30 protein-coding genes are annotated in these 24,304 nt (G+C 50.7%); 14 read left to right on the top strand and 16 right to left on the bottom strand.

What is annotated here, in order from left to right:
- Positions 1–63 precede the first annotated feature (63 nt).
- From MUN34_RS07200 to MUN34_RS07215, 4 genes are all read right to left on the bottom strand, one after another.
- On the bottom strand, positions 64–1,014 hold the full coding sequence (locus MUN34_RS07200) for a sensor domain-containing diguanylate cyclase (RefSeq protein WP_247857302.1): 951 nt from the start codon (positions 1,012–1,014) through the stop codon (positions 64–66).
- A 179-nt stretch (positions 1,015–1,193) separates the two neighbouring features.
- A complete protein-coding gene (locus MUN34_RS07205) occupies positions 1,194–2,177 on the bottom strand; it encodes a FecCD family ABC transporter permease (protein WP_247857304.1) in 984 nt (327 codons plus the stop codon).
- Positions 2,178–3,170 (bottom strand): FecCD family ABC transporter permease, encoded by a 993-nt coding sequence (locus tag MUN34_RS07210; RefSeq protein WP_247857305.1) that lies wholly within the window; start codon positions 3,168–3,170, stop codon positions 2,178–2,180.
- Between the two features lie 55 nt (positions 3,171–3,225).
- Entirely contained in the window at positions 3,226–4,152 is a 927-nt protein-coding gene (locus MUN34_RS07215; RefSeq protein ID WP_119922815.1) for an ABC transporter substrate-binding protein, read from the bottom strand.
- A gap of 170 nt (positions 4,153–4,322) precedes the next feature.
- On the opposite strand from MUN34_RS07215, the gene MUN34_RS07220 reads away from it, so the two are divergent.
- Both MUN34_RS07220 and MUN34_RS07225 read left to right on the top strand, forming a co-directional pair.
- Complete coding sequence (locus tag MUN34_RS07220) at positions 4,323–5,084, top strand: arylamine N-acetyltransferase family protein (RefSeq protein WP_247857306.1); 762 nt, start codon at positions 4,323–4,325, stop codon at positions 5,082–5,084.
- Between the two features lie 14 nt (positions 5,085–5,098).
- A complete protein-coding gene (locus MUN34_RS07225; protein WP_247857307.1) occupies positions 5,099–5,578 on the top strand; it encodes an NUDIX hydrolase in 480 nt (159 codons plus the stop codon).
- Between the two features lie 60 nt (positions 5,579–5,638).
- Here the strand turns inward: MUN34_RS07225 and MUN34_RS07230 are convergent, their stop codons facing one another.
- The 4 genes from MUN34_RS07230 to MUN34_RS07245 form a co-directional block, all read right to left on the bottom strand.
- On the bottom strand, positions 5,639–6,349 hold the full coding sequence (locus MUN34_RS07230; protein WP_247857308.1) for a DUF554 domain-containing protein: 711 nt from the start codon (positions 6,347–6,349) through the stop codon (positions 5,639–5,641).
- Between the two features lie 51 nt (positions 6,350–6,400).
- Positions 6,401–7,318: a DMT family transporter gene (locus tag MUN34_RS07235; RefSeq protein ID WP_247857309.1), complete on the bottom strand. Its 918-nt coding sequence runs from the start codon at positions 7,316–7,318 to the stop codon at positions 6,401–6,403.
- Positions 7,303–7,971, bottom strand: a complete 669-nt coding sequence (locus tag MUN34_RS07240) for a GntR family transcriptional regulator (protein ID WP_247857310.1) — start codon at positions 7,969–7,971, stop codon at positions 7,303–7,305. Before MUN34_RS07240 ends, MUN34_RS07235 begins: the two co-directional genes overlap by 16 nt.
- 95 nt (positions 7,972–8,066) lie before the next feature.
- Positions 8,067–8,840: a CPBP family intramembrane glutamic endopeptidase gene (locus MUN34_RS07245; RefSeq protein ID WP_247857311.1), complete on the bottom strand. Its 774-nt coding sequence runs from the start codon at positions 8,838–8,840 to the stop codon at positions 8,067–8,069.
- A gap of 162 nt (positions 8,841–9,002) precedes the next feature.
- Here MUN34_RS07245 and MUN34_RS07250 point away from each other — a divergent pair, with 162 nt between their 5' ends.
- The 6 genes from MUN34_RS07250 (at position 9,003) to MUN34_RS07275 (ending at position 11,888) form a co-directional block, all read left to right on the top strand.
- The gene (locus MUN34_RS07250) at positions 9,003–9,326 is read left to right on the top strand and encodes a PadR family transcriptional regulator (protein WP_247857312.1); all 324 of its coding nucleotides are present in this window, start codon (positions 9,003–9,005) and stop codon (positions 9,324–9,326) included.
- Positions 9,327–9,911, top strand: a complete 585-nt coding sequence (locus tag MUN34_RS07255; protein ID WP_247857313.1) for an HAAS domain-containing protein — start codon at positions 9,327–9,329, stop codon at positions 9,909–9,911.
- A 69-nt stretch (positions 9,912–9,980) separates the two neighbouring features.
- The gene (gene tnpB, locus MUN34_RS07260) at positions 9,981–11,156 is read left to right on the top strand and encodes an IS200/IS605 family element RNA-guided endonuclease TnpB (RefSeq protein WP_247857315.1); all 1,176 of its coding nucleotides are present in this window, start codon (positions 9,981–9,983) and stop codon (positions 11,154–11,156) included.
- A gap of 60 nt (positions 11,157–11,216) precedes the next feature.
- Positions 11,217–11,441: a hypothetical protein gene (locus tag MUN34_RS07265; protein ID WP_247857317.1), complete on the top strand. Its 225-nt coding sequence runs from the start codon at positions 11,217–11,219 to the stop codon at positions 11,439–11,441.
- Between the two features lie 3 nt (positions 11,442–11,444).
- Positions 11,445–11,618 carry a hypothetical protein gene (locus MUN34_RS07270; protein ID WP_247857319.1) on the top strand — a complete coding sequence of 58 codons (174 nt, stop codon included), beginning with the start codon at positions 11,445–11,447 and terminating at the stop codon, positions 11,616–11,618.
- 39 nt (positions 11,619–11,657) lie between these two features.
- Complete coding sequence (locus MUN34_RS07275) at positions 11,658–11,888, top strand: hypothetical protein (protein ID WP_247857320.1); 231 nt, start codon at positions 11,658–11,660, stop codon at positions 11,886–11,888.
- An 86-nt stretch (positions 11,889–11,974) separates the two neighbouring features.
- On the opposite strand, the gene MUN34_RS07280 is transcribed toward MUN34_RS07275, so the two are convergent.
- On the bottom strand, positions 11,975–13,210 hold the full coding sequence (locus MUN34_RS07280; RefSeq protein ID WP_247857321.1) for an MDR family MFS transporter: 1,236 nt from the start codon (positions 13,208–13,210) through the stop codon (positions 11,975–11,977).
- Positions 13,211–13,312: 102 nt separating this feature from the next.
- Here MUN34_RS07280 and MUN34_RS07285 point away from each other — a divergent pair, with 102 nt between their 5' ends.
- Positions 13,313–14,938, top strand: coding sequence for an ABC transporter substrate-binding protein (locus tag MUN34_RS07285; RefSeq protein WP_247857322.1), 1,626 nt, complete (start codon positions 13,313–13,315; stop codon positions 14,936–14,938).
- A gap of 178 nt (positions 14,939–15,116) precedes the next feature.
- Entirely contained in the window at positions 15,117–16,271 is a 1,155-nt protein-coding gene (locus MUN34_RS07290) for a globin domain-containing protein (RefSeq protein WP_247857323.1), read from the top strand.
- Between the two features lie 299 nt (positions 16,272–16,570).
- Here MUN34_RS07290 and MUN34_RS07295 read toward each other — a convergent pair whose 3' ends face one another.
- Together MUN34_RS07295 and MUN34_RS07300 are read right to left on the bottom strand one after the other, a co-directional pair.
- Positions 16,571–17,497, bottom strand: coding sequence for an MFS transporter (locus MUN34_RS07295; protein WP_247857324.1), 927 nt, complete (start codon positions 17,495–17,497; stop codon positions 16,571–16,573).
- Complete coding sequence (locus MUN34_RS07300) at positions 17,418–17,771, bottom strand: MFS transporter (RefSeq protein WP_247857325.1); 354 nt, start codon at positions 17,769–17,771, stop codon at positions 17,418–17,420. The genes MUN34_RS07295 and MUN34_RS07300 overlap by 80 nt, the downstream gene beginning before the upstream one ends.
- 230 nt (positions 17,772–18,001) lie before the next feature.
- Between MUN34_RS07300 and MUN34_RS07305 the strand changes: the two genes are divergently transcribed.
- Entirely contained in the window at positions 18,002–18,298 is a 297-nt protein-coding gene (locus MUN34_RS07305; protein ID WP_247857326.1) for a hypothetical protein, read from the top strand.
- An 81-nt stretch (positions 18,299–18,379) separates the two neighbouring features.
- Here MUN34_RS07305 and MUN34_RS07310 read toward each other — a convergent pair whose 3' ends face one another.
- On the bottom strand, positions 18,380–19,138 hold the full coding sequence (locus MUN34_RS07310) for an SDR family NAD(P)-dependent oxidoreductase (protein WP_026828479.1): 759 nt from the start codon (positions 19,136–19,138) through the stop codon (positions 18,380–18,382).
- Positions 19,139–19,221: 83 nt separating this feature from the next.
- Here MUN34_RS07310 and MUN34_RS07315 point away from each other — a divergent pair, with 83 nt between their 5' ends.
- Entirely contained in the window at positions 19,222–19,602 is a 381-nt protein-coding gene (locus MUN34_RS07315) for a MerR family transcriptional regulator (protein WP_247857327.1), read from the top strand.
- Here MUN34_RS07315 and MUN34_RS07320 read toward each other — a convergent pair.
- Positions 19,599–20,669: a threonine aldolase family protein gene (locus MUN34_RS07320; protein WP_247857328.1), complete on the bottom strand. Its 1,071-nt coding sequence runs from the start codon at positions 20,667–20,669 to the stop codon at positions 19,599–19,601. The two genes, MUN34_RS07315 and MUN34_RS07320, sit on opposite strands and share 4 nt — an antisense overlap.
- A gap of 131 nt (positions 20,670–20,800) precedes the next feature.
- Here MUN34_RS07320 and MUN34_RS07325 point away from each other — a divergent pair, with 131 nt between their 5' ends.
- Together MUN34_RS07325 and MUN34_RS07330 are read left to right on the top strand one after the other, a co-directional pair.
- Positions 20,801–21,472 (top strand): hypothetical protein, encoded by a 672-nt coding sequence (locus MUN34_RS07325; protein WP_247857329.1) that lies wholly within the window; start codon positions 20,801–20,803, stop codon positions 21,470–21,472.
- A 207-nt stretch (positions 21,473–21,679) separates the two neighbouring features.
- A complete protein-coding gene (locus MUN34_RS07330) occupies positions 21,680–21,976 on the top strand; it encodes a hypothetical protein (protein ID WP_026828483.1) in 297 nt (98 codons plus the stop codon).
- Positions 21,977–22,058: 82 nt separating this feature from the next.
- Here the strand turns inward: MUN34_RS07330 and MUN34_RS07335 are convergent, their stop codons facing one another.
- The 3 genes from MUN34_RS07335 to MUN34_RS07345 form a co-directional block, all read right to left on the bottom strand.
- Positions 22,059–23,201, bottom strand: coding sequence for a GGDEF domain-containing protein (locus MUN34_RS07335; protein ID WP_247857330.1), 1,143 nt, complete (start codon positions 23,199–23,201; stop codon positions 22,059–22,061).
- A gap of 103 nt (positions 23,202–23,304) precedes the next feature.
- Complete coding sequence (locus tag MUN34_RS07340; RefSeq protein ID WP_214721421.1) at positions 23,305–23,634, bottom strand: phage holin; 330 nt, start codon at positions 23,632–23,634, stop codon at positions 23,305–23,307.
- Positions 23,631–24,293 carry a M15 family metallopeptidase gene (locus MUN34_RS07345; RefSeq protein WP_247857331.1) on the bottom strand — a complete coding sequence of 221 codons (663 nt, stop codon included), beginning with the start codon at positions 24,291–24,293 and terminating at the stop codon, positions 23,631–23,633. The genes MUN34_RS07340 and MUN34_RS07345 overlap by 4 nt, the downstream gene beginning before the upstream one ends.
- Positions 24,294–24,304 lie beyond the last annotated feature (11 nt).

Genomic DNA, 24,304 nt, shown 5'->3' on the forward strand with positions numbered 1-24,304 from the left:
GTCTGACGCCCTTCTCGCGAAGCGGACGTGCAGACGGATGGTGTTTTTGATCTGTCCTGAAGGTCAATCGGTCAGTGCCTCAAACACCTTGTACCTGTTCTTGCCGGACGACTTGGCCTCGTATAACGCGATATCGGCCTGCCGCAGGAGATTTTTCAAACTGATTTCCTCCGCCGTATACGAAACGATCCCGATACTCGTCGACAATTCATATTCGTCCCACTGGCTCAGACAGGCGAGGACTTCGTCTGCTTGACGAAGCAATGCTTCCTGACTGATGCCGTAAGAAAAGTGGAGCACGAACTCATCTCCCCCCAGCCGAACGGCGCACGCTGCTTTTTGTCCTGCAATCAGCGTTTGCAGACGTCTTGCCACTTCTAATAACACCACATCACCCGCGTCATGTCCATAAACATCGTTGATTTTCTTGAAACCATCCAAATCAAGGAAAAAGAGCGCACCCGCCTCGCGAGGCTGCGTATCGAAGCGGTTCATCAAATACCGTCTATTGTAGAGATCGGTCAATGGATCGCGCCAAACGAACCGTTCCAACTCCAAATAATACGAGAACAGACGAACAATCCGTTGTAACAGTTTGATGCTTTTGCCTTCAAACAGACTGGCTTCATCATTGATGGCACATAACGTCCCAAATTTTTCACCGTTCGTCAGCGAAATCGGAATCCCTAAATAAGACTGGACGTTAGCCCCTTTAAGGATCTCTCTCATCCCGTCGAGACTCGGCTCTTTCGTTACATCTTCGTATACTAGCGGTTGCTTGGTTGTAAAATCGATTCGGTTGCAAAGGGAATGATTCAAATCGATGACCATCCCTTCCGCAACACGCATACTAGTCTCCTCATCCGAGAGTTTCAGGATCAGTTGCTCCCCATTCTCGATGGCGGATAGATAAAACAGTTGCTCCGGTAGAATTTCTTTTGCCAAATCCAGTAAATCATCCGCTAAATCGTCAAATTTTGTGTACATCTTCAATTCTTCAAATTGTATGTTCATTCGGCACCTCGACATGACATAGTTTTCAAATACTCCATTTGCGTCGTTAAATGCAAGTTATAAAGTCATTTTACCATAAAAAGGATGACAAGACAGAATAGGCGTGAAAATCGGATTGCAACAAAGAACCCCCGAACGGATGACATGTGACCGTTTGGAGGTTCTTACATTGGATAGCGTCACGCCCGTTCTTTCCGCAACAGGTACAAGAAGTACGGCACACCGATGATTGCCGTGATTAATCCGGCTGGAATCTCAAGCGGCGGATGGATGCCGCGTCCGATAGCGTCCGCAACAACAAGCAGTCCACCCCCGACGAGGACAGCCATCGGAATCAACAGATGATGCCGGTGTCCGATCAAACGTCGTGCCATATGCGGGGCGACAAGACCAAGAAAGCCGATCGACCCGACCATCGCGACCGCGACACCCGCTAAGGCGACGGCAAAGGCGAGGAATACATACCGTGTTCCCTTCATCCGTAATCCGAGACCAATCGCTGCGTCTTCACTGAGCGATAAAATGTCGAGTTGCCGGTGACCGGACCAGATGACGAGTCCAAGCAACAGGAAGACCGGTGCCAGAACGTACACTTCCGTCCAACCTTTGCCGAACAAGCTGCCGGCCAGCCAGACGAGCGAATCATTGGTCTGGAGAGGAAACTTGATCAACAGGTATTCCGTTCCCGATGCACAAATCGCACTGACGGCGATGCCGAGCAAGGCAAAGGAACTGTTTTGCAGTTTCCCGTGATCCGCAAGCAGCATCAACGCGACCATCACAAGCGTTGCTCCTATTAAGGCGGCAAGTGGCGTCAAGACAAGCGGACCGTCGGGAATCAAGGCAATCGTCAAGACGGCGAACAACGCGGCCCCATTCGTCACCCCGATGACATCGGGCGAGACGAGCGGATTGCGGATGATCGCCTGTAACAAGACACCGGACAAGGCAAAACAACCGCCGGCGAGTAACGCGAGGAGCGTCCGTGGCAAACGGTAGTTCCAGACGATGAAGGAACCGGCACCGTCTCCTTGAAGAGCCGCGACGATTTCACCAGGTTTCAGAAAAACGGAACCGATACCAAGCAACAGGAAACTGAGCACGGTGACAAACAGTGACATGAGGACTAGACCGAGCCATGGTTTTTGACGGAGTCTGTTCATTTAGGCAATCCCCCTTGTCTGCCGTTTCGCTAAATACAAAAAGAACGGCGCTCCGAGTAATGCGGTCACGATCCCGACCGGTGATTCATACGGATAGGCGATGAACCGGGCGAGTACATCGGCATATGTCAGCAACAGACCGCCGCACAATGCCGAAATCGGTAAGACATAGCGGTAATCCTCACCGACCAACCGCCGGACGATATGCGGGACCATCAGACCGATGAAGCCGATTGCTCCGGCGACCGCGACCGTCACCCCGGCCAGCAGGACAACAGCGACGGCTGCCAGCATCCGGATCCGGGTGATGTTCTGCCCCAGTCCGACGGCTACATCTTGACCGAGTTGGAAAATCGCCAGCGACTTGGCCAAGCTGAATGCTAAGATCAAGCCGATGATCGACCAGGGTAGAATCAACTGCACTTCGATCCATCCACTGTCACTGATTGAACCGGATAACCAGTACAGGACATTGGTAATCCGGTCGTTGAATAAAATCAACCCTTTCGTCAAGGACGTCAGCAATAAGTGGATCGCCATCCCGACGAGGGCCAGCTTCAGACTCGTCATGCCGCGGACGGAGGCAAACGAGAAAACCAGTAATCCGCCAATCATTGCACCGAAAAAGGCGAAATAGACCAGATTCGCTGTCCCGAGTGCCGGGAACAGCAACAAAGCGAGGACGACAAACAGCGACGCCCCGGCGTTGACGCCGAACACTTGCGGCGAAGCCAGCGGATTACGTGTGACCGCCTGCATCAAGGCACCGGCGACGGCTAAGTTTGCCCCGAGTAATAAACCGAGTAACAACCGCGGCAAGCGGAGTGTCGTCAAGACCAATGTTTCTTTCGAGAGATTGCCGGATGACCATTCCCGAATTGCTTCGAACGGTTGAATCGTCGTGACACCAAGAAACAGACTGAGGTAGGATCCGAGTCCGATCAGGACAAGGAGTACGACGAGCAAGCGGATCAATCGTGTGTGTCGGATCATCAACTGATCCTCCTTTCATCAACAAAAGCCAGATTGCTCTGGCTTTGTCTGTCGTTTACTTGTTTTTTTGATTCAGCAGTTGAATCGCTTCATCGACAATTTGTTCCGCGGCGTCGAGTCCACGGTAACGGGTCCATAAGTCCCGATTGACTTCGTAGACTTCCCCTTTTTTAACGGCTGTGATCTGATTCCACAGCGGATTCTTTTTCCACTCATCGAGCAGCTTCGGATCGGCTTCTGCCATGAAGATGACATCCGGATCCCATTTGACGATCTGTTCAAGTGTGATCGTCACGGTTGGTTCCGCTGTTTTCGTGATGGCATTATCGATCCCCATTTTTTCGAGCAATTCGCCGTCAAACGATGTTTCACCGTGTGCCGTCAACGAATCCGACCGGAAGACACCGACCATGATCTGGCGTTGATCGTTCGGATCGACTTTTTGTTTGGCAGCTGCGAGACGCTCCTCGTGTAACTGGAGACGTTGATCCATCTTGTCCGTCTGACCAACCGCTTCCGCGATGCTCTTAAACGACGCGATGTTTTCCTGATACGTCGCGTTCCGGCTCTTCAAAATGATCGTCGGTGCGATTTGTTGCAACTGTTTGTAGATTCCTTTATGCCGGTTGAAGTCACCGATGATCAAGTCCGGTTTCAGAGAACTGATGACTTCGAGATTCGGTTGCTGGCGTGTTCCGACTTCCGTAAAGGAAATCTTCTTGCCGAGCAGCCCCGACACATCGTCTTTGTTTTCTTGCGCGATTCCAACTGGTTCGATCCCCAGTTCGTCAAGCGCGTCGACGAATGAGAATTCCAGGGCGACGACGCGTTTCGGATTGTCCGGAACGTTTGTTGTCCCCGCTTCGTGCGTGACTTTATGCGTCTGTTTCGTCTCTTCTTTCGCTTGTCCGGCGCATGCCGCAAGCATCAGACAACTGATCATCAAGACGGCTAATGCCCATGATGTGCGTGTACGTGACATGGTAATGCCTCCCTTTGAGTTCGGAATGAGAATCATTCTTAATTAATCCTGTTTCAGCATAACAAAGATTTATTCGAAACAAAAGACCAAATCTTATTTCCAGATAACATATGTCATTTTTTGGACGGATTGTGCGATAATAAAAAGACGAAACAAAGGAGGAATTTCCGTTGTCATCACTCATAAAAGAGATTGCCGCCCGGATTAAGTATCCGCTCGGACATATCATCTCGTTTGACGATTTACCCGCGTTACTCGAAGCGTTTGCTTATCATCTTCCGTTTGATAACCAGGCGGTCCTGTCGAAACGGACTGCCCCGTTTAATCCGGATCGTCTCGAGCAGACATTCGTGACGGATCGGACTGGGGGCGTCTGTTACGACTTAAATCATCTGCTCTATGAAATCTTGCGGATCAAAGGATTTGATGTCGCGCTCGTCAAAGCGACCGTCTTCGATCAGGAAAATGACAGCTGGTCCGCGACCGGTCCGACACACGTCGCTGTCCTGCTCCGACATCAAGGGGACACGTATGTTGTCGACACCGGCTTTGGCGTTAATCTCGCATTACGTCCGATTCCGTTAAGCGGTGAAACGGTCACCTCACCAAGCGGCAGTTTCCGGATTGCGCCGAATGGTGCCGGCTATCAACTCGAGATGTTGCGGACCGGTCAGGACGACGAATTTGTCATCGGTTACCACTTCTACACGCAACAGACCGTATTGCCGGAACAATTGTCAACCATCGAACAAGTCATCCAGGACCATCCCTTGTCCCCGTTCAATAAACGTAGTCTGCTCGCCATCCGGACACCAAACGGTCACCGCATCCTGACGCAACAAGCTTTAACGACCTGGATTGACGGTAAGAAAACAATTCAACCGGTCGCCTCGGACGACCAGTACGTTGCTTGGAAACACGACTTCTTTTAAGGGAGAGATGATGCTTGTACCGTTATACATTGTGTTTGATCCGGAAAGCCGATCAGTGGTTGTTGCTAAATCGTCAAAAACAACCGGCGATGGGCATGTGGAACGGGGTCGGCGGAAAAATCGAATCCGGTGAGTCACCGACGGAAGCCGTCATCCGGGAAACGTTTGAAGAAACCGGGCTTACGATACCCGATGTCCAGTTCGCCGGAACGATCCTTTTACGGGCGGATGAGACGGTCGGAATCTACCTGTTCCTGGCCGACATGCCGGATGAGCAGATGATCACGACGCCGCTTGCGACCCGTGAAGGCATTCTTGACTGGAAACAAACGGACTGGATTCTTGACCCGGAAAATACCGGTGTCATCAGCAACCTGAAAGCGTACTTGCCGTATGTCATAAAACAAAAGACAGCACAGCTCCACACGTTCGATTACGCCGGTCATCAACTGCTGGATCATCAGATTTCGCCGCTCGAACATGTTATTCAGTAAAAAAATACGTCCGACTGCTTACTGACAACACCTGTCAAAAAAGCAGTCGGACGTTTTCAATTAATTTAAACCAAACCATTCCAATCCGGTCACGATCAAAGCGACCATCACAATACCTGGCAAGAGATTCGCGACCCGGATTTTCGTGATTCCGGCGAGATTTAAGCCGATTGCTAAAATCATCACCCCGCCGGTCGCTGTCATCTCGACGATGAACTGTTGCAGGATGGCATCCGGAACGAATTGGGTAATCGCAACAGCGCCGAGGGCAATCGCCCCTTGATACACAAGAACCGGAATGGCGGAGAATATGACGCCGATCCCGAGCGTCGAACTGAGGACAAGTGCCGTGAAGCCGTCAATCAGTCCTTTTGTATAGAGGACGTCGTGGTCTTGGCGCAGCCCACCGTCTAATGCTCCAAGCACGCCCATCGCCCCGATGACGAAGATCAATGTCGCGGTGACGAATCCTTCGGCGATGTTTGACGGTCGCCCCCGTCCTATTTTGAGTTCAAGCCATTCACCGACCCGATTGAGTTTTTCGTCAATCCGTAACCACTCGCCGACTGCTCCGCCTAAGACGAGACTGCCGATGACGATTAAAAAGTTTTCGCTTTTCAGCCCCATCTGGACACCCAGCACGACGACGGCGAGACCAATCGCTTGGACAACCGTTTCCTTCGTCCGCTCCGGAATTTTATGAAACAGCAGACCGAGTAATGTACCGATGATGATTAATCCTGTATTGACAAGTGTACCGGTTAAGACCATCCTTTATCCTCTTCTCTAAGTAATTTTAATTACATATGGTATTTGAAATAATTATATTCCCGGTACTTCTTTTGACTGGCCCTGCTTTAAACTGTGAATCGTCATCCCGAGCATCACGAGCAGCATCCCGAACAACGCGAGACCGGTCGGGAACATGGCGTGTAAAAACAGCATCTCCCCGAGGACGGTGAACAGGATTTCAAACGACTGCGTTGCTTCGACGGCTGCGAGACGAACCGGTTCCGTCCGGACGAGTGTCGTCGCATAAAAGAACAGTGATGTCGCGATGACGCCGGAGAACAAGGCGACCAGTCCCGACTGACCGACTTGTCCCGCGGACGGTAAGCCGACCTGCACGTAGGCAATCCCGGATAACACGAGCCAAAACGGCAGACTGGCCACCGTCATCCCGAGAATCCGGTCAAAGACATCGAGTTCGTCCCCGTACCGTTCCATCATCTTCCGGTTGCCGAGCGGATAGGCGATCGCGGCACAGATGACCGGAAGGACGCCAAGCAACAACGTCGTCAACGACACCCCTTCCGCGACCGACAGTTGCATCAGGCAGACACCAATGATGATTAACAGCGAATAGCGGAGCGATGCCCAGGGAATCGTCTGCTTAAACAGTGGTGCCAGCAACGGTCCGGCCAGAATCGTCATTTGCCACGTTCCGGCAATCAGCCAGCCGGGTGAATAATCGGCAGCGAGGCAAATCCCGCTGTAAAAAATGCCGAAGCCGATCGTCCCGTAGGTCAGCCAAAACTGTGGCGCTTCCCGGAGCGCCGACCAGACACGACCGAGCCGGCGTCTGCAGGCGACAATCACGACTAACAGCGGCAACATCAGATAAAACCGTAAAGCGGCACTGTAGATCCAGTGTCCCCCACTTCCTTGCATCGATTGATTCAGAATGAAGGTGACGGCAAAAAACATCGCCGCGAAAATCCCGATTATGATGGGTCGCATGGGGTATCCTCCTCCAAGGAAGCAATCAGGTGACGTCCGAGACCGTTCCAGTTGTGTTCGGTCGCACGGACGATTGTTTCGATCTTCCCGTTTTGACAGGCTTCGATGATCGTTTGATGATCCGTGACCGAATCATGTCCGTGGCGGCTGAACTGGGCATATTCAAGCCGGCGGATCAGCGGGGTCAAGCGGTTTAACGTGTCCGTCAGTTGACCGTTTTGACTCCGTTCAAGGAACAGCCCGTGAAAGGCGTCATCAAGTTGCAACGCCGTTTCAGCATCTTCGTGCGTAATCGCGTCCTGAAACGCTTGATTGAGTTCAATTAGACGGGTGATATCCGCTTCCGATAAGGGAAACGCGAGACGTGCCGCAAGCGCATGCAGTGTCGCGACAATCGGAAACGTCTGCCGTGCCTGCGTCGCGTCAAGCATCGTGACGTTCGTCCGTGATCCCCGTTTCGAAACGACAAGTCCCTCCTCCTCCAGTTTCTTCAACGCTTCGCGGACCGGTGTCCGGCTGACGCCAAACGTCTCCGCGAGTTGCTGATCGTTCAGTTTTTGACCCGGTGACAAGGTCAAGGTGATGATTTGCTGTTGCAGTCGTTGATACACTTCTTCACTTAAGGAAGTTCGTTGAATCGGTTGATTTTTCATACAACTAATATATTACATATCAATTATTGCTGTACAGTATTTTTTTCCAGCAAAAAAAGCATCTCATGATGAGATACTTCTTTGTTTTCCCTATGTTACACACTCGGTGTCAACGGTCCTTTTAAGTGACTGAAATCATGCCGCTTGAGCAGCAGCAGCTGAATCAGAATTGCCAAGGCAACAAACACTTGCGTCACGAGATTCGGGATCGCGAGATTCACATTCAGAACATCCGCTGCGATACTTGAAAAATCCCACAAGGCGTGGAAAAAGATCAACGGCCACAGATTGTTGAGTTTCAAAGCAATCAAGGCAAAAAACAATCCGAATAAAAACGTATTGCCAAGCTGAAAGACCATCGCGCTTAGGGGGATGAAGGCAATCAGATTCAACAGATGAAATGACGAGAACAAAGCGGCGCTGATCACAATCGCACGGTACGGATGCCGTCCCGGATGGAGTTGGCGTAAGATGATTCCTCGGAATAACACCTCTTCGTTAAAGCCGACGAACAAGGTCGTCACGAAGATGATGGCGACGAGCTGAATCGTTGCTGCAGACAAATCGTCATAGGAGGCGACGAACGCATTGACGACGAGCACGACTTGATACAGCACAATCAACAAAATCGGCATGTACCAGACGAGTCCCCGGATTTTTAACGGGGAGAAACCGACGGCTGCAAACGAACTGTTGCGACGGATGAACCAGACTAAAAAGACGGCGGTCACGATTTCACCAAAAATCGCAATCCGCAACAATTCCGGATCCCCGTAGTAGATGCCGAACCCAAATGCCGAGACGGCCATGACAAGCGCCATGATCAAGAAAACCACTGCCGCTGAGACTATGATTATCCGCTTTTTCATGCGAATTCCCTCCTCAGAATCCGGCTGACCGTTCCTCGCTTTTACACTTTATTTACCTCATTTCCGACAAAAATAATCATGATTTCCACCACTACCTTGCTTTGCAAGATAGCATGAGATACACTTACCTTGTATTACATGATAGCGAAACGAGGAATTGAAATGTCATCAACGCAAATGTTAAAAGGAATTCTCGATGGATGTCTTCTCGCCTTGATTGCAGAGGAAGAACTGTACGGCTACGAACTGGCAACAAAACTCGCCGCCCATGGTTTTACCGACATCAGTGAAGGGACGATTTATCCGCTCCTGATGCGGATGCAAAAACTAGGTTGGATCGAAGCGACACAACGTGTCTCTCCAAGCGGACCAAAACGGAAGTATTATACCGTCACTCCGGACGGTCGCATGGAACTGGCGGCCTTTACGGCACGTTGGCGGCAATTATCAACAAGTGTCCATCATATATTGAAGGAGGAGGATTAAATGCAGACATTATCTCCCGCGTCCGTTCGATTTTTGGCGGACTTAAAACTCTATTTACTGGCGTCCGGAAAAAATGAACAGACGACACAGGATATCGTGACGGAACTCGAGAATCACTTACAAGAAGCAGAAGCCGACGGCAAGTCGACCGTCGCGATTACCGGTGCCAGCCCGGCCGACTACATGAAATCCATCGCATCGGAAATGACGACGGATTACCGTGAGTCGGTTGCTATCCTCTTGCAAACCATCGCCGGCGTGTTCTGTTATTTACTGTTTCAAGACCTGCTCGACGGACCGCTCGCGTACAGCCTCTATTTTCTAATCGGCTTCATCGTGTTGATCAGTCTCTTCCTGATTGCTCTGAGCCGATTGTTTCGGTACAGCGCCACGCATCCCGACTCGAAACGGTCATTCATTTGGTTTGGTCTTTACGGCAGTCTGACATTCCTCTTGCTGATTGGACTGTTTTTCACGGATTCGCTCGTCTCTTCGCCGATGATTCATTTCTCCTGGTGGAGCAGCTGGCTGATTGGTCTTTTTGCCTTTTTATCAAAAATTAGGCGAGAATACTCCCACTTCTAAACGAAGTGAAAGTGGGAGATGAATCGCCAGCCTGCCTTTCGGGTATATTCCTTTTGAAGGAGGTGAAAAATGGTATTGAAGCACAAGGCCTACAAGTTCAGAATCTACCCCACGAAAGAGCAGAAAATTCTGATTGCGAAGACGATCGGATGTTCGCGCTTCGTCTTCAACCACTTCCTGGCGAAGTGGGAGGAAACGTACAAGACCACTGGAAAAGGACTGTCCTACGGTTCTTGTTCCAAAGAAATTCCTTTGTTGAAGCAGGAGTTCGACTGGTTGAAGGAAGTTGATAGCACATCTGTTCAAACGAGCGTCAAACATCTTGCCGATGCGTTTGACCGCTTCTTCAAGAAGCAGAACGAACACCCTCGATTCAAGTCGAAGCGCCATCCCGTCCAGTCGTACAAGACCAACATACAGGGCAAGTCTCAACTTCCTGAAGTCTCGATTGGATGCAACCAGCTCAAACTTCCGAAGCTGAAATGGGTTCGTTTCGCCCACTCGAAGCAGGTCGAAGGCCGGATCTTGAACGCCACGATTCGACGTAACGCTTCAGGCAAATATTTCGTCTCCCTGCTCGTCGAGCAGGAGATCAAAGAACTGCCGAAGACCGGTTCATCCGTCGGCGTCGACGTCGGACTCAAGAACTTCGCCATCCTGTCGGACGGCACGGTCTACCAAAACGACCGTTACTTCCGGTCGCTTGAGAAGAAACTGGCGCGCGAACAACGCAAGCTCTCCCGCCGTCAACGCATCGCTCTGAACAAGAAAGTGAAGCTGTCCGAGGCGAGGAACTATCAGAAGCAGAAACTGAAAGTCGCCCGTATCCACGAGAAGATCGCCAACAAGCGCACTGATTTCCTGCACAAGATATCGACCGAGATCGTCAAAAACCACGACGTCATCGGCATCGAGACCTTGCAGGTAAAAAACATGCAGAAGAACCGCAAGTTGAGCAAGGCCATCTCCGATGTCAGTTGGTCAGCGTTCTTCCGCATGCTGGAGTACAAGGCAGAATGGTACGGGAAGACCATCGTGAAGGTCGGGAAGACCTTTGCTTCCAGCCAACTGTGCTCCAGCTGTGGACATCAACACAAAGACGTGAAGCATCTTGGTTTACGTGAATGGACATGTCCGAATTGCGGGATCCACCACGACCGTGATGTGAACGCAGGATTGAATCTTAAACGAGAAGCTGAACGCATCTTGGCTTCTTCAACCGTCGGGACGACGGGGTTAGCCTGATCAGGTTTCGACCGTCAGGTCGGATAACTAAGGAATCCTTCACCTCTAAGTGAAGCGTAGGTGGAAGGTAGTTCAATCACCGTCTACACGGCTTACCGGGCAAAAACTTGGATTTTACCGATTGGTCTGCTTGCGTACCTGTTGCCGCAAGTCGTGATCCGGTACGGATTTGACGGCTCGCCACTACTCGCTGTACTGGTCGGCTATCTCTTTGCCACCATCACGATGACCGGTCTGTTTTTTTATGAAACGAACTTCAAAAAGTCGGAAACTATGGAGGATTAAACGATGTCTCACACGCTATTATTTGTTGTCATCATTCTGTCGCTCGTGATTTGGTTGACACTCTCAAAAGAAGTCTCGAAATCCTCAAAAGAAATCAACCGTCCCAAAATGCTGACCTTGTTGAGCGCCGGCTGTCTGTCGACGCTGATTTTGGTTCTCGCACTGGTTCAACGATAACCACCATGTTCCTCCAATCAAACGATAAGGAGACATTTCATGAACTTCAAAATATTTCTTCTCAGCTTCATCCTGATTTACCTGTTGCTCAGTCTTCCCTCCTTCTTCGGAATCGGCTATGTAATCGACTGGGTACCGGAAGCTACGCTCGGTCAAAAGTTCAACGGCTATGTGATCGAAGGACTGGGAAACCAGTTTCTTTTGAAAAGCTTATGTGCCGTGATTGCAAGTATGGTCCTGAGTCTTCTGATGTCAAACCGCACGGCGTGAAAACGTATGTAATGCCACAAAAAGACGTCCCGCTCTGTTTGAACAGGACGCCTTTTGCTGTATTTATTCATTAAGATCAGTGTCGCTTAGGAAGCCTGTTGTTTCTCGATGACTTTTTCTTTCCGGAACAAACCGAGGTAGACCAGTCCAAGGCCGAGACAGACAATCAGTCCAATGTAGACACTCATCATGAACGGCGCGAGAATCGCTCCGAGAATAATCGTCGAGCGGGACAACAGATCGGCACCGGCATGTGACGTTCCGGCAAAGGCCGAGTAGGCACCGCGTTGGTCGGCCGGCATCATGTTGGCTTTTTCCGCGTTCAGCGTCGGGGAATAGAGCAGCTCCCCGATCGTCGCGATGAAGATGAATGTCAATAACAGTGTCAGCGAGTTCGCACTCGTCACCGTCGCGTAGCCGATGATGTAGAGGACCAGTCCGCCGACCAGTGCCTGTTTGTTCGTAAAGCGATTTGAGAACCGTTGAATGAAGAACGTCAAACAGACGACAAGGATTGTATTTTCAATGTTGATCAAACTGAGCATCCGGACGCCGTTGACGGTCAGGTCACCGATCGTAACTGTGTCGAATTCGTCCGCCAAGCGGACGGCGACGTAACTGCTTATCGAAAATTCGGCGGCGAGAATACACATCGAACCGAAGACCACTTTAACGAACGGCCGGTCACGCCAGGCGATCTGATAACTTTTCCCGAGATCGCGGAATACATTCCGGAGCGGTTGTTTCTGCCAGACGTGTTTCGACTCGTCGAGCAAAAAATGATAAGCGACCGGTAACAGCAAGGACGTACACGTCAGAAGACTGAATAAGAACAACCGGTTGCTGACGTAAAGCCAACCACCAAGCGCCGTTCCGAGGGCGATCGACAGATTGATCAGCCAGTAATCGATCGCATAAACGGCCCGCCGGTTTTCCGGTGTCGTTGCGTCGATGATGATTGCACTCATCGCCGGCCGTCCGATGTTGCTCGTCACCGTGAAGATCGCATAGGCAATCGTAAAGAGCAGCATTTGATTGGCGGCAAGACAAATCGTCATCACTAAAAACATCAATCCGGTCGCCGTCGTAGACAGGACGAGCAGGCGTTTCCGGGGAAAGCGGTCCGCGAGATAGCCGCCGATCAAGCCAATCAGGAAGCTGATAACCACTGTCCCGATCAAAAAGATTCCGGCAAACACTTTGTTGTAGGCTTGGACGAACAGCAATGCCATAAACGGCATGATCGCGAACGAAATCGTCCGGTTAAAAAACGATGTAACCAGTCTTACTTTAATTGGTTGAGGCATTTCTTTCCATTTCATATTGTCACCTTCCATTCTCTACCTGTATGATAAACAAGACAAGTACATAAAAAAATGGACATCGTCAGAAAAAGATGTCCCCTTTTAGAATGGAGGAACGAGATGGACGCGTATCTGTTCACGTTATGGAAAACCTGCCGGGAAGGCTCCTATTCGATTGCCGAACTGGCCGACACAATCCATTTAAGCCCCAAACAAACGAAACGCTATTTGAACCGGTGGCAGGAAGACGGTTGGCTCGCGTATACGAGCGGTCGGGGCCGCGGACATCTGACGGCACTCGTCTGGCTGCGTCATGTCGAACGCGAATATGCGAAACAGATGCTCGAACGGATTGAACGGGAGTCGGTTGATGCGGTGACGGAAGAACTGAGCTGGGACTGGTCACCGGCGCAAACGGGACGCTTCATGCGAAAGCTTGAGCAAAAGTTCGGCTATACACAGGAATTGTCCGATGCCCTGCTGATTCCCCGCAGACGTCCCTTTTTGACGACGAATCCGCTCGAAGCGGCTGACATCCACAGTGCCCACCTCGTTCAAAACGTCTTCAGCCGATTGTTTGCAATCGACGCCGACGGCAAACTGCAGGGCGAACTGGCGCACCATTATGCCTGGAACGGACCCGTCCTGTCGCTCTATTTACGAAAAGATGTCCGCTTCCATGACGGATCGCTCTTGACGAGTAAGGACGTCACGAAAAGTCTCCGGAAACTGGTTGCCTATCCCGCTTATGCCAAATCGTACCGGCATGTCCAACACATTCAATCCAATGGACCGTACCAGGTTGATATCACGTTGGACCAGCAGCGCCATTCGCTGCTGCCCAAACTGGCGACGATCCATACGAGCATCGGCAAGGACAACGTCGGAACAGGACCGTTCCAGCTGGCACAAAATGACCCGAAAAAGACGATTTTGTCAGCTTTTTCGAACTATTACGGCATCCGCGCCCTGCTCGACCGGATTGAGTTCATTCAAATGCCCGATGCCTATGATCCCGTCTACCGGACATCACGGTCAGACTCCGGTGAAACGGATACGATCTCGACTCAGTCCGGGTTTGGACTCGTCTTTTTGAATCCGCGTCCTGGTGGTCCGTTCGAGCGACCGGAAGCGCGGCACTATATTCACCGGTTGATTGCCGCGATCCGTCCGGCGATCCAGTCACTCAATGAACGGGGTTTTCCGAACGACCGCGGGTTTCTTGAAAAGTTCAGTTCCGTCCATCCGCTTCCGGAGGGTCCTGCCGTTTTGTTTACACAACCGCTCCGGATCAAGCTGACTGACTTCACGGACAAGGTGACACGCTGGTTATGCGAGACACTCGACGCGCACGGAATTCCCTATGAGTTCGTACCGATCGGTTTTAAAGCGAGCATCACCGATTTTCATGCCTTTGACACGATTGATCTCGCCGTTCACGCAGAAGTCTTTGAACGGAACTTGCCGGTCGCCTTTCATCAGTTTTTAACGAATGATTTTTCCCCGCCAGCGAAGATGTTCCGGCAGATGCCGGAGATGGACAAATGGATTGACCGGTACGATGAGACGCCGTTCGAAGACTGGATGAGGTTACACCAGACGGTCGAGCGGCATTTGATCGACTCGTCTTACTTCATTCCGCTCTATGACGATACCCGGATCATCCCGTTTCCGATTGAATTACAAAATATCACGATTGATTCGTTCGGCTACTTCGATTTCTCGAAACTGTGGATTTCTTCTTGACCTCTGACTTCCCTCGGAGGTTTTTTGTCGGTTACTTGACGAATTGATGGCATCCTTGTGACAAAAATCACGTACTGTTCTAAATCTAGTATTTAATCTATTGCATTAAAAACAGATGTGACGGATACTGAACTCGAACCTGATCTGACCATCCATCATCCGAAAAGGAAGTGTCTTTATGTTAACGTCATCGACCATCGCCATCATCAAATCAACTGTCCCGGTTCTTGCCGAACATGGTCACAGTATCACACGTGTCTTTTATCAGCGCCTGTTTGACAATCATCCGGAAATGAAACATATCTTCAATCAGTCGAATCAAAAAAACGACCGCCAGTCGCAGGCCCTTGCGACAGCCGTCTACGCCGCAGCCGCCCACATCGACCGGCTTGAAGAACTGAAACCGACGTTATTACCCGTCCTCCATAAACACCGTAGTCTGCAAATCAAACCGTTCATGTACGACATCGTCGGGACGGAACTGATTGGTGCGATCCAGGACGTCCTCGGTGACGTAGCGACACCGGACATCATCGACGCCTGGACCATCGGCTACGGGGAAATCGCCCAGCTGTTCATCTCGCTCGAAGCCGAGCTCTATCAACAGGATGAACAGGCGATCGCCTTTGAAGGCTATCAGCCGTTCGTCATCGAGACAATTACACTTGAGTCAAGCGACATCAAATCGTTCACGTTGCGTCCGACAGACGGACGACCACTTGCCCCGTACCAAACCGGTCAATACGTCACCGTCCGCCTGCAAGCTCCGGACGGTCTTTGGCAAAACCGCCAATACAGTCTGACGACGGTCACAAATGGAACGTCGTACACGATTGGTGTCAAACAGGACGGATCCGTCTCGAACCAATTGCACGGGTTGTCCGTCGGCGATAGCGTATTGCTCAGCGCCCCGGCCGGTTCGTTCACTTTATCGGACTCATATGCTCCGTTCGTCGGTCTCGCCGGCGGTATCGGTTTGACGCCACTACTCGCGATGACAGAAGCAGCCCTTGAAACAGGTCGCAAAACGACGTTATACGTTGCCGTTCAAGACGACCATGATCGACCTTTCACCGAACAATTGGCCCGGTTTGAAGAACAGGGTGCGACGATCCTCCGCTATGCGGAACGCAATGCACTGCCCGGCACGACACCGGGACGGTTGTCGATAGATGATGTAACGAACATTGACGGGACAGCCGACACGTATGTGTGCGGACCGGAAGCGATGATTCAGTTCGTCCGCCGCCACTTTAGCGGTCAGCCGGACAAGCTGCATTTTGAAGTCTTCGGACCAAGTCTCGCGCTCGATGCGCCGACTGCCGTTTCGTAACATTCTCTTATCAATGGTAAAAAAAACGACGCTACCCTTCCTTGCGGGTAGCGTCGTTTGCTGTTAACTTCATCGTCAACCGTTTCGTTCGAACCGGTTGTATGTACGTGCTTATTTTTCAAGCTCCGGTGTCATCCGGCGCCATAAGACATTTAACATGACCGTCATTCCACCAATCGGAATCAAAAACATCAACGCAAGCATCGCCATTCCATCCATCTTCTGCATTCTCCTCTGTAAGCGTTTTTTTAAGTATAACGCCTCCCGCTTCTCCCGCCCTCCGCCTGAAGGCCGATTTGTCATCCGACTTCGTCCCGTCGCACTTCCGCTGCCGGTGTTTTACGCTGAAGTCGTAGGATCAGCAGGATCAGCAGACCGCTGCCGGAAAAGAACAGAAACACGGTGTCAATCGCAAACACGGTCGTCAAATACGCGGACAATCCGAAAAACAGCGCTGAACTGAAGGTCGAGGCGGCGACCATCGCCGAACGGATCCGTCCGAGTAAGGCATCCGGTGTCGTCTGTTGGAGTAACGTCGAGAACGGAATTCCGAACAGACTAAGCGCCATCCCGAGCAACAACATCCCGCTGAAGGCAAACGGTAAGGACGTCGTCAGTCCGATCAGCAGGGTAAAACCACCCTGCAAGACCATCGACAGGTAAAACATCTGCATCAGGTCAAGCCGGTCCGCAAGTTTGGCATAGACGAGCGACATGCCGATCCCGCCGATGACGAGGGCCAGTTCGAGCAGCGAAAACGTATTCGCTCCGCCTCGGATGACATCTTTCGCAAACGGCGCGAGTAAGGCGTTGACCGGTGTAATCATCCAGTTCGCGAGGATACCGAACACTAAAATCCGGATCAATCGGGTGTCACGCACTAAATAAGTAAATCCTTCCCGTAAATCAGTCCAATAGGTCATGTCCGGTTTGTCTGCCGCTTCCTTCCCTGACGGTAACTGGAACAACAGGAACCAGGCGATCAGGTGGACAACGGCTTCCATTCCTAAAATCACCGTGATCGAAAATCCACTGATCAACACACCACCCGCCAGTAAGCCGGCAAGCGTCCCGACCCGGTCGAGCGTACTCAAATAGGCATTGGCAACCGGCAACTGCTCGGACGCGACGATCCGGGTGACGACTTTAAACGCCGTATTGCCGCCGATGACTTGCAGTAACGTCTGGAAGGCGAGCAGACAGAATAACGGCACAAGCAAGGGCATCGGTCTGTGTCAGGATGAACCAGACGGCAATGAGCAGGAAAAAGCGAATCAGGACGGTCGCTTTCAGCAGGCGGACCGGCTCGATCCGGTCAATCCACGGTCCGACCAGACTCGAGCTGATGAAACGAATCACAAACACGGCACCGATCACCAACGAGACGGCTGCCGGCGACAGCAGCTGGGCACACGTCCAGTAGATGGCAATATAGGAGATACTGGCGCCGACGATAGCAATCAGGTCGGATATATAAAAATAACGAAACAGGCGGTTCATTCCAACTTCCCCTCTCATGACCGGATTCATCCGTTATTTTCTCTTTCATCAGTTTACACTTTTTTACATAATCCGGACAGATTCCTTTCCATATTTTACAGCCTTCCGTTTTCCCGACATCTGTTCGTCATATTTAGTTCATCTTGTTATCGACTTCTCATCGGACTGTAACGAAGATTTTGTGATTCGTCCTCTATACTGAAAACAGAAGGAAGTGAAGAGCCATGAGAATGCATACACGTACAGTCACCCATCATGAGTCGACGGATCATCCATCAGAAGTACGGCTCGGTTATTACTTTTTATTGATCGTCTTGCCGCTTGGTCTGGCGCATCTCGCCCAGTCACTGATCCCGTCAGTCGATTCCCATCAATCGTTTTTATTGTCCACGCTTACGATTTGCGCGATCAGTCTGTTTTCGATTCTCGGAAGCCGGACCGACGGCAGTCCTAAAACTACATTTTTCAGCTACGCGCTGTTTTTAGTCGTCAGCTTAACGTCGACGTTTGTCATGCCGCTGATTTGAGATGAACTACATAGTCGCCTCATCCGCTTCAGACACAAAAAAACCAGTTTCCGCTATCCGGAAACTGGTTTTTTGTCTGAGTTAGTTGTTTGCACCGACATACGTGAAGAGTGGTCCACGCAGTTCAAACGAATAATCTTCCGCATTGACGATGCCGACGATTTGATCGCTGTCGAGCAACTGATCGAGGAACGTCGCCATTTCAGCCGCTGTATGGTACTTGGCGACGTTTTTGCTGTAATCAAATCCAGCTTCCCCCCGCGAACGGTCAGCGAATTCTGTTTCTGTCGCAGCAGGCGCGAGAACTTTCGCCCGCAGTTTTGCTCCGGAGTTTTTCAGCTCCTGCGCGAGTCCTTCCGTATAGGCACTGACATAGAATTTCGTCGCGCAGTACGTGACCGCGTTCGGGACGATCCGGTAACCGCCGCCGGATGAGACATTGAGGACCGTTGTCCCTTCGACGTCATGATAATCATGGACATAACGGCTTGTTAAGACCGTCAACGCTTCGATGTTCAGACGGAGCATCTTCTCGACTTTCGGGACCGAAACGTCTTTGACGTTATCGAAGTCACCGAATCCGGCATTGTTGATCCACGTCTCGATGTCGAGATCTTTTAAGGAATCATACAATTCATGGACGTTTTCCGATTCCGTTAAATCAACCGAACGCAAGATGACATCACTGTCCGGTGCGAGTGCTTTGACTTCGTCGCGTAACTTTTCCAGTTCATCCGTCCGGCGGGCGACGAGAACAAGCGATTTTCCTTTTTTGGCAAGCACTTTTGCTGTTTCGTATCCGATTCCTGAGCTGGCCCCTGTAATGACTGTGTATTTCATCTGTAATTCCCCATTTCTGTTTGGTATAGTGAAAGTCTACAAGTTAGAGTCAACTCTAAGTCAAGCAAGAAAGGTGCGAAAACATGTATACAATTTCAGAAATCAGCCAGTTAACACAGACGACGGCCCATACAATCCGGTATTACGAAAAAGAAGGACTGTTATTCCCGACCCGTACCACAAGCGGGATCCGGCGTTATGACGAGACCCAACTGACGTGGCTCCGTTTTGTCCTGCGTCTCCGGTCGACGCATATGCCGATTGACCAAATCCGACAGTACGTCGAACTGTTCCTCGCTTCGTCCGAGACACACGATACGTCGCTTGAGCGGCTCCGTCTCCTTGAAGCACATCAAGAAAACGTCCGCCAGCAACTCGCGGAACTCGTCCGGACGGAACAGATGATTACGGAAAAAATCATGGCTTACCAACAGCTTCATCCGACCGTCAACAAAACGATTTAAGAAAAGACTTCCCGGAACCGTTCAAATCCGGATTCGAGTGTTTGCGGATCAAGTTCCGCATAAGCATCACCGACACTGATTTCTGTTGAACAATACCCGTCTTTATCGACAAGATAACCTACAAATCCAAGACTTGTTTCTTCCTGGACCTGTTCGAGTTTCGGAGAAACGTCTGCCGCCTGACCATTGAAGTGCAGATGGAACATGTTCGACACCGGGACTTCCGGTGTCGTATGGATGCCCGGCAACGCATTGAACCGGGCTGCCAACTCTTTCGCATCCGTGTAATACTGCCGCATGCGTTCCTTTCGCAGTTCATAATAATAATCGGCCGAAACGATATACGGATACAAGCTGATCAAGTCCCCGCCGTACCGCCGTTTCCAGATCCGCGCCGTCTTGCAAAACGCTGACGGTCCCGCGAGAATCGCCCCGGCGATTCCACCGAGTCCTTTATAAAACGAGATGTAGACACTGTCGAACAGACCAGCAATGTCGGCAGCCGTCTTGTCGTAATACGGCAACATCTCAAACAGGCGGGCGCCATCAAGATGAAGCCGGATGCCCCGTTGCCGGCAAAACCGGCTGATCGCTTCCAGTTCGCGATATAGCGGGGCGACACCGCCGATTTCCCGTTGCGGCAGTTCCAGCAGCAGACAAGCGATGTCCGGTAACGCTTTGATTTCGTCGAGCGTCATCAGTCGGTCAGCTGCGCCGACAAGAATCGTTTTGATCGGATGCAATTCCTTTAAACCATCCTGTTCATGGATTTCGAGGTGACAAAGCGGATGGTAGGCGACGGTCCGGTTATCCGTCTCGTCCGACCAAATCCGTAAGGCGACCTGTTGCGCCATCGTGCCGCTCGGGAAAAAGACGGCGTCCTCCATCCCCAGTAGATCCGCAAATTTTCGTTCGAACGGTTCGATGATGGATCCCGTCCCGTACTGGTCACTTACCGTCTCATCTGCCACACCTTCAAAAGCGGTTTTTAATACTCCAACGTTCCGTTTCCCGTGCCCGCTGACCTGTCCTGTTGCTTGTTGAAAGCTTGTGCGTAAACGATTCATCTGATAACCTCCATTTTTTTAGGAAATAATGACTAATTTTTGAAAAAAACAGAACGTTTCCCTGTCGTATTTGCTATACTCAGTTCAGACTAATTCATTAACCGTTTTGACGATATCAAAGAGGTGATCCCATGCAGACTTCATTCCGACTGAAAATCGGATTGTTTCTTTCCAGTGTTTTACTGATCGTTTTCGTTATCCAGTCCGTCGTCCCTCGTTTTCTGACGTCGTTCGTTTCTTTCTTCGACAGTCGGACGACAAGCTCCTGTACGACACGCTGTGGCGACGCGTCTACTCTTTCGCTCCCGTCCGATCCACTTGTCATAAACTTCGACCCGATCGTCGAGAGCGTCGCGGCGGAACCGGAACCGCTGTTATTACGGACCGGCTTCGATTCTGCAGTTATCGCACCACCGTATCCATTCATCTTCATCTTCCTGGTGTTTGTATCAATCGGACTGCTCGTCTATTACATCAAGGTCATCCGACCGACCCGCTTCCAACCGCTTCTTTTAACTCAATCCCGCGTCGAAGTGATTCATTATCCCCACCAGGAATTGCCGGCAGAGGATATTCGCCAACATATGCTGATGTTTAACCGCCGGCTTCCGCAAACGATGCAACGACGCGAACAGGAGACGATGACCGAATGGTTCACGCGAATCAAGTTTCCGTCGCCGGTCAATCCCCATTACTTAGAAGTCCGTTATGGCGGGCACCTCTCGATCCCAATCCACCAACTGACTTTTTTTAAACAAACGACCGAAGACTTTTTACGGAAAGTCGGACCGACCATCATTTGATTCAGTAGTGCCTGATTCCAAATCAGGTGTTCCTGCATCAAGTGATTTTTTTGTTATCCATTAAACCATTCCCTAATCCACCAGTATTCGGTCTTTTTCGGACAGAAACTGATATTTCTAAAAAAATTTGGGTATTATAGACTATATAGCTAACTAACATCTTATAATTTTTTGAACTGTTTTTGAAAGAGAGCGAGGCGAAACGAGATGATTACAGCACAAGAAGCGTACTTCATCAAAAATGGTCTGAATGAACAGTTTCAAGACCCTCGAATCGACTGCGACTTTTCCATTTTCTCGCTCGAACCGTTTCAACTCCTGTTGCAGGTACATGATGCCGAAATGGATGAATTGAGTACGGAAACCCGGTACGTCCTAAGTCGTAAGATTCGGTCTCAACTGCATCAACTGGACGCAAAAGTCGGCGGCACACCCGTCAAAACCGTGTTCGTTATTTCTGCGCCATTGATTTCCGATCATTCCTATTGTGTGATTTTGCAATGATTCCAAAACCCATCTATTGGTCTCAAAAAAGCTCTGATCCCATTTTCGAATGGAATCAGAGCTTTTTCTTTTGAAGAAGCGTTCAACTCGCTTCATAGCTTGAAATCTGATTACGACCACTCGACTTGGCACGGTACAGGGCTTGGTCTGCCAGGACAATCAAATCCCCTTCCGTCAAGGTTTCATCCGGTCGTGCAACCGCTAGTCCGATGCTGACGCTCAACTGACAAAGCGGTTCATACGCACTGTGTTCAATCTTCAACCGGAGGATTTCACTGCGGATCCGTTCCGCGACATGCGTGATTTGCCCGACGTGCTCCGTCAAGATGACGGCAAACTCTTCTCCCCCGTACCGGGAGACGAGTCCAAACTCACCCGCCTGTTTTTTTAATGTAGCGGCGACTTTCTGAAGACACCAGTCGCCTTTCAGGTGACCGTACGTATCGTTGTACAGTTTGAACTCGTCGACATCAATCAAGATCAGTCCAACGTCCGTCTGTTGTTCCCGGGCTACCGTAAACGATGCTTCCAGATGTTCATCAAACGCACGCCGGTTCGGAATCCCCGTCAAGGCATCATGCAACGAGCGGTGAATCAATGCCTGTTGGCTGCGCTCGAGTCGGAATGTCTGCAGGAATGCCATCAGCAGCAAGACGGCCACACTGACAACAATGACGATGACCCACTTGGCAGACGCCGACGCCTGTTTGGAACGATCAGTCGCTTCCTGGATGATTTTGTCGATATCTTGATTGATTTTTGCATTGATTGGTCGAAACTGATTGACGTAGTCCATGCCGCTGTAGCGTTTCAGTGTTGCCCGTTCGATTTGATTGCTTTGGATCCATCGAATCTGCTGTTCATAAAAGCCATCCGTCCGTAAAATCAACGGGATAGCTTCTTCTGCCAGCAACTGTTTGAGAATCGGATGGCGTTGATCCAGCATCTTCAATGTGGCGATCGTCTCTTTCAATTCGGCATTCGTATTTTTAAATTGTTGGAACGTCTGATCATTTTGATTGAGTAAGTAACTGCGGACCGTCAACTCTTGATCCAGCAATAAAGGGAACAGTTGCGAAGCGGCATTCGATATCGGAATCGCTTCCGTTGTGATCCGGTCGTTCTCTTGTTCAATTTTCAGGAATGCATTGTAACTCCAGATACTGGTAAACATCAATGAAAACAATGCAAGTAACAGGTAAAATTGCAACGTCGATAATTTCAAGTTCAGTCTGACCTCTTTCTTTTCCGTCGGCAGCGGCTGCAACATGCTGACGATACGGGACGCTACCTTATTATCGGTATCTTGGGATCAAACCATTAGCGCTCTACTCGAAATATTGCCCGTTGTCTGCACATTTGAAACAATTTCCCAGTTGACGTTGCACATTCAATTTGTTCTCGTCTGATTTTTCACGTCTTTTTGGTCTTTTTAATTGAACCAAATAGTGCTGCGCCCGCGCCGCCGCCTGAGTCAGATTATTATTTTTCCACCAGGCATAGATAAGTGTAATTGCTCCAACCAAAGCCGTCAGTGCCGTCTCGACTTCCGTTGTTTCGAACGGTAACGGATCGTAACCAAACGCAAGTAGCGTCAAGTTGAGAAGACTGTAGAGCGGAACGACCAGACGAAGCAGAGCGGTGCGGCGGTTCTTCATCGTTGTCCTCCAAACAGTTTCCGCCAAGTCACCGGACCGATGACACCGTCGACCTGCAACTGGTGTCGGCGTTGAAATTGTTTGACGATCCGGGTCAACGTCGCGTCAAACAGACCGGTCAAAGGAAGCGACAGTCGCTTCTGAATCAACCGGACGATGGTCCGGTCCATTCCTGTCGCCCCCGCGTGGACAGGCCGTCCGGGATAACGGGGGCCGAGGATCGGCTTCGCCTGCCCATTGACGGCATCATACAGTTGAAAGTGCGGATAGTCGGGAAAATTGCCCCAGTCGCCGCCCCACTGCATCTTATGTCGCTTCATCGCCCGCACGAGACGGTTCAACCGCGGATCAGGCGGTGCGAGAAAGTCCGCCCGTTTTCCGCCCGCTGCATAGAAAAATAGATCCACCGCGACGCCAAAATTGTGGTTTGATGCACCGCCCCGGGCATAGGTGACGATCTTGCCGGGCCGCGTCCGGCCGATCGCAAATAACGCATCTTGTTCCTGCTTCGTCCGAAAGGCATGCGCGACACCAATCGGCAATCCCTCTGCCGCAAGTTCCGTGATGACGGACCGGGTGATGGCGCTGACGTCCGGATCCATCTCTTTCGTCAGTTTCCGGTCAGCCCGTTCGAGTAACCAGTTCAGTGATGGGTTCATAGGTTCCTCCT

It is taken from the genome of Exiguobacterium sp. 17-1 (assembly GCF_023096305.1).
Lineage (GTDB): Bacteria > Bacillota > Bacilli > Exiguobacteriales > Exiguobacteriaceae > Exiguobacterium_A > Exiguobacterium_A sibiricum_A.